The 3,888-nt window shown below is 42.7% G+C and carries 3 protein-coding genes and 1 pseudogene; 2 read left to right on the top strand and 2 right to left on the bottom strand.

From position 1 onward, the window contains the following. Positions 1-370: 370 nt before the first annotated feature. The gene (locus AB4274_RS21090) at positions 371-1,084 is read left to right on the top strand and encodes an IS110 family transposase (RefSeq protein WP_372113126.1); all 714 of its coding nucleotides are present in this window, start codon (positions 371-373) and stop codon (positions 1,082-1,084) included. 56 nt (positions 1,085-1,140) lie between these two features. Continuing rightward, positions 1,141-2,318, top strand: a protein-coding gene (locus AB4274_RS21085) for an IS3 family transposase (RefSeq protein WP_372113124.1) whose coding sequence is annotated in 2 segments (ribosomal slippage) — positions 1,141-1,399 and positions 1,399-2,318 — 1,179 coding nt in all. Because the reading frame shifts where the segments join, the coding sequence is not laid out codon by codon here. Between the two features lie 120 nt (positions 2,319-2,438). Here AB4274_RS21085 and gltS read toward each other — a convergent pair. After that, the gene (gltS, locus tag AB4274_RS21080) at positions 2,439-3,647 is read right to left on the bottom strand and encodes a sodium/glutamate symporter (RefSeq protein ID WP_017061004.1); all 1,209 of its coding nucleotides are present in this window, start codon (positions 3,645-3,647) and stop codon (positions 2,439-2,441) included. A 70-nt stretch (positions 3,648-3,717) separates the two neighbouring features. Then, positions 3,718-3,888, bottom strand: a pseudogene (locus AB4274_RS21075) (bifunctional aspartate transaminase/aspartate 4-decarboxylase); the annotation flags it as partial.

The following is a 3,888-nucleotide window of genomic DNA, read 5'->3' as shown; positions in this document are numbered from 1 at the left end:
ATTATTCAAAATAAATAAAGAATCTCGTTGCTTCGAACCGAATATTAAGAACAAAAGGTTTTATTATGTAATCCCATTTGATGGATCAAATCATCACTTTAACTGTTCGCATAGTTTTTGAAGTGCAATTTACATCTTAAGTGATTATTTTAAATAGATTTATCTTAAACTGGCAAAAGTAGATGATTTTCGAAATCAATTTCAATTAAGTGTTTCCACTTCAAGAACGACAACCTACCTACCGTTGTTTTACTGGCTTACGGCTCTCAACAAAGAGGCAGTTGGCATAATCACCGGGCGTTGTTAATGATATGGACACTTCCACCCACCGTCTAAACTTATAGTCGGTAACATAAATGAGGAAGAGACCATGACCATTGCAACTTTAGGTATCGACTTAGCTAAATCTTCTTTTGCTCTTCACGGAGTAGATTCATCAGGCAAAGTTCTTTTGAAGAAAAATATCAGCAGAAAGAAGTTGTCCGAAACGTTGACCAATATGCCTCCTTGTCTTGTTGGTATGGAAGCTTGCTCCAGTGCTCATTATTGGGCAAGAGTATTCAAGCAATTTGGTCATGACGTTAAACTTATGCCTCCGCAGTTTGTTAAGCCCTATGTGAAATCAAATAAGAACGATACCGCTGATGCTGAAGCAATCTGTGAAGCGGTAACTCGCCCTAACATGCGTTTCGTACCTATAAAATCGATTGAACAGCAATCAATCCTTTCTGTTCACAAAGCTAGAGAAAGGTTAGTTTCAATGAAAACTGGCCAAACTAATCAATTACGTGGGTTGCTGGCTGAGTTTGGTCTTGTCTTTCCTAAAGGAAGTGCATCACTTAACAAGCAGCTCCCTCTGGTTTTAGAGGATGCTGAAAATAATTTGACGCCACCGATTCGCTGCGTGGTTACTCATTTAAAAGAACTAATTGATGAGCTTTCTTCACGAATTAGTGCGTTAACAAAAGAAATTGAACAATGGCACAGTACGAATGTTGATTCTAAAAGAATCGCAGAGATCCCTGGAATTGGCCCTATAACTGCCACCGCACTTGTTGCAAGTATAGGTGTAGTGGTACGCTGAATTTGGTCACTTAGTTAGAGGTGATATCATCACCTCATAAGTTAACAGGTGACACTATGACAAAACGTACAAGAAGACTATTTAGCGCTGAATTCAAATTAGAAGCGGCACAACTGGTTCTAGATCAGAACCACTCTGTGACAGAGGCTGCTCAAGCTATGAATGTTGGGAAGTCCACGATGGATAAGTGGGTTCGCCAACTAAAAGAGGAACGTCAGGGGAAAGCACCTAAAGCATCGCCGATGACGCCTGAGCAAATTGAAATACGTGAATTAAAAAAGAAGTTAGCTCGCCTTGAAGAGCATAATGAAATATTAAAAAAAGCCACGGCTCTGTTGATGTCGGACTCACTGAACAATTCTTGATAATCAAGAAACTCAAGCAGAGCCACAGCGTAAAAATATTATGTGAAGTGTTCAATGTTCATCGAAGCAGTTACAACTACTGGCGAAAACGTCCAGTAGAAATTGATGCCGAAACAGCAAAGCTCCGTAGTTTAGTTAGCGAGGCACATGCCGCAAGCAACGGTTCTGCGGGAGCGAGAACCATTGCTGACATAATAACGAGTCAGGGAACTAACCTGAGTCGCTACAGAGCAACGAAGTTCATGAAAGCCCTTGGTCTAGTGAGCTGCCAAGTGCCAAAACACAGGTATCGTAAAGCATCACAAGAACATATTGAGATCCCAAACCTCTTAGGCCGCCAGTTTGCAGTTACGGAGCCAAACAGAGTTTGGGTTGGTGACGTTACTTATGTTTGGACTGGCTATCGTTGGATGTACTTAGCCGTAGTTTTAGACCTGTTCGCTAGAAAAACGATTGGTTGGGCAATGTCATTATCGCCCGATAGTCGATTAACTCGTAAGGCTCTTGCCATGGCTTATGAGTCTCGTGGTAAACCACAGGGCGTCATGTTTCACAGCGATCAAGGCAGTCATTATACAAGCCGAAGTTATCGGCAATTACTGTGGCGCTTTCAGATCAATCAAAGCTTATCTCGACGAGGAAATTGCTGGGATAATGCACCAATGGAACGCTTCTTTAGAAGCTTGAAGACGGAATGGATATCTACAGTAGATTATCGGAGCTTTGCAGAGGCACAACAAGAAATTACTCGATACATTATTGGGTATTATTGCCAACTCCGCCCGCACCAATACAACGGTGGTTTGACTCCCAATGAATCAGAACGATTGTTCTGGTTAAACTCTAGGAACGTGGCCAATATCAGTTGACCACTACAATTACACCTTTCAAACCGTCACTCCTCTTCTGAATATAGTTTTTGATGTCTTGAGTAAATTTTAAAGTCAAAGTACTGAACTTTGGTAATCCCCTTTGATGGGGAAGATCCATCAAGACATGAAATGTAAGAATGTCTCTATAACGATTAGGTTTGAGAGATCGATAAAGAACGCACCAATTAACGGCACGATAAAATACGCTTGTGGCGATGGGCCGTAGTAACCCGTGATACCATTCATATTGAGCATGGCTGTCGGTGTCGCACCCAAACCAAAGCCCGCATGACCACTTGCCATCACCGCGGCATCATAATTTTTACCGAGTAGCTTATAGGTAACGGACGTAACAAACACAATAGTAAACAATGTTTGAATCGTTAGGATAACCACCAGCGACAACGCCATATCAAACAGCTGCCAAAGTTTGATTTCAAGCAATGCCATAGATAAGAAGACACTTAGGGCAATTGAGCTTAAACGTGCCACTTCGACCATCGCAATCTTGGCAGGTTTGCTCTCGCTAAATAGTGTTGAGAATAGTGCACCAACAAATAACGCATAGACGAAATTTGGCACCATGTTCAGCCAATGCACATCGAGCACAAGCACTAAACTATGTAGCATTTGGCTGAGCTCAACACAGCATGCTAAAAGAACAACGCTTCCGATGCCATGTAGTACATTGCCCTTAGTCGGCATGTGATGGGCCTTTTTGTGTTCCACATCTGCTGCATGTACGTTCGGTGTTGAAAGTTGATTTTTTTCAACCAAATACGTGCCTAAAGGCGCTCCGATAATACCGCCAATCACAAGACCAAAAGTGGCACAGGCCATCGCGATTTCGAGTGCATTATCGACACCAAAATGGTCATGAAACATCGACGCCCATGCAGCACCTGTACCATGCCCACCTGATAGGGTGATAGAGCCCGTCATCAGTCCTAGCTTAGGATCCAGCCCTAAGAACGAGGCTGCAGCGACACCAATAGCGTCCTGAAAAATAATATAAACAACGGCGATTCCGAGAAAGACAACGAACAAGCGTCCACCTTGGAATAGCTGCTTGATATTTGCGCTTAAACCAATGCCTGCGAAAAACATCAGCATCAACGTCTCTTTATAAGGAAGTTCAAATTCGAACTCCATTCCCATGCGATATAAGCAAGTAGTAATTAAGGCTGCGATGCACCCACCAATCACCGGCCCTGGGATATGATATTTACTTAATATTGGTGTGTGTTTTTTGGTTACCTCACCAAACAACAACATCAAGAGTGCCAAAATGGCAGATTCAACGGCATTTACAGAAATTACATTCATTATCACGACCTAAACAACCGAATAAAAAAGCCCCGACTTGACGGGGCTTATATTTTCTAGCAACTACGAATTACGCAGAGAACTCTTGGAAGTACTCATCCAACACAGTGCGTGTTGCACGGCCAATTAGCTCGTACTCGTGGTGAGTAAGGTTCGCTAGTGATACGCGTACTGAGGCGTGTACTGTGTCGAAACCTTTACCAGGTAGTAAGATGACGCCAGTTTCGTGAGCAAGACGGAA

The organism is Vibrio sp. 10N.261.55.A10 (genome assembly GCF_041470825.1).
GTDB lineage: Bacteria > Pseudomonadota > Gammaproteobacteria > Enterobacterales > Vibrionaceae > Vibrio > Vibrio crassostreae_C.
Note: the sequence above shows the minus strand (reverse complement) of the source record. Positions and strands in the feature narration are given on the sequence as shown.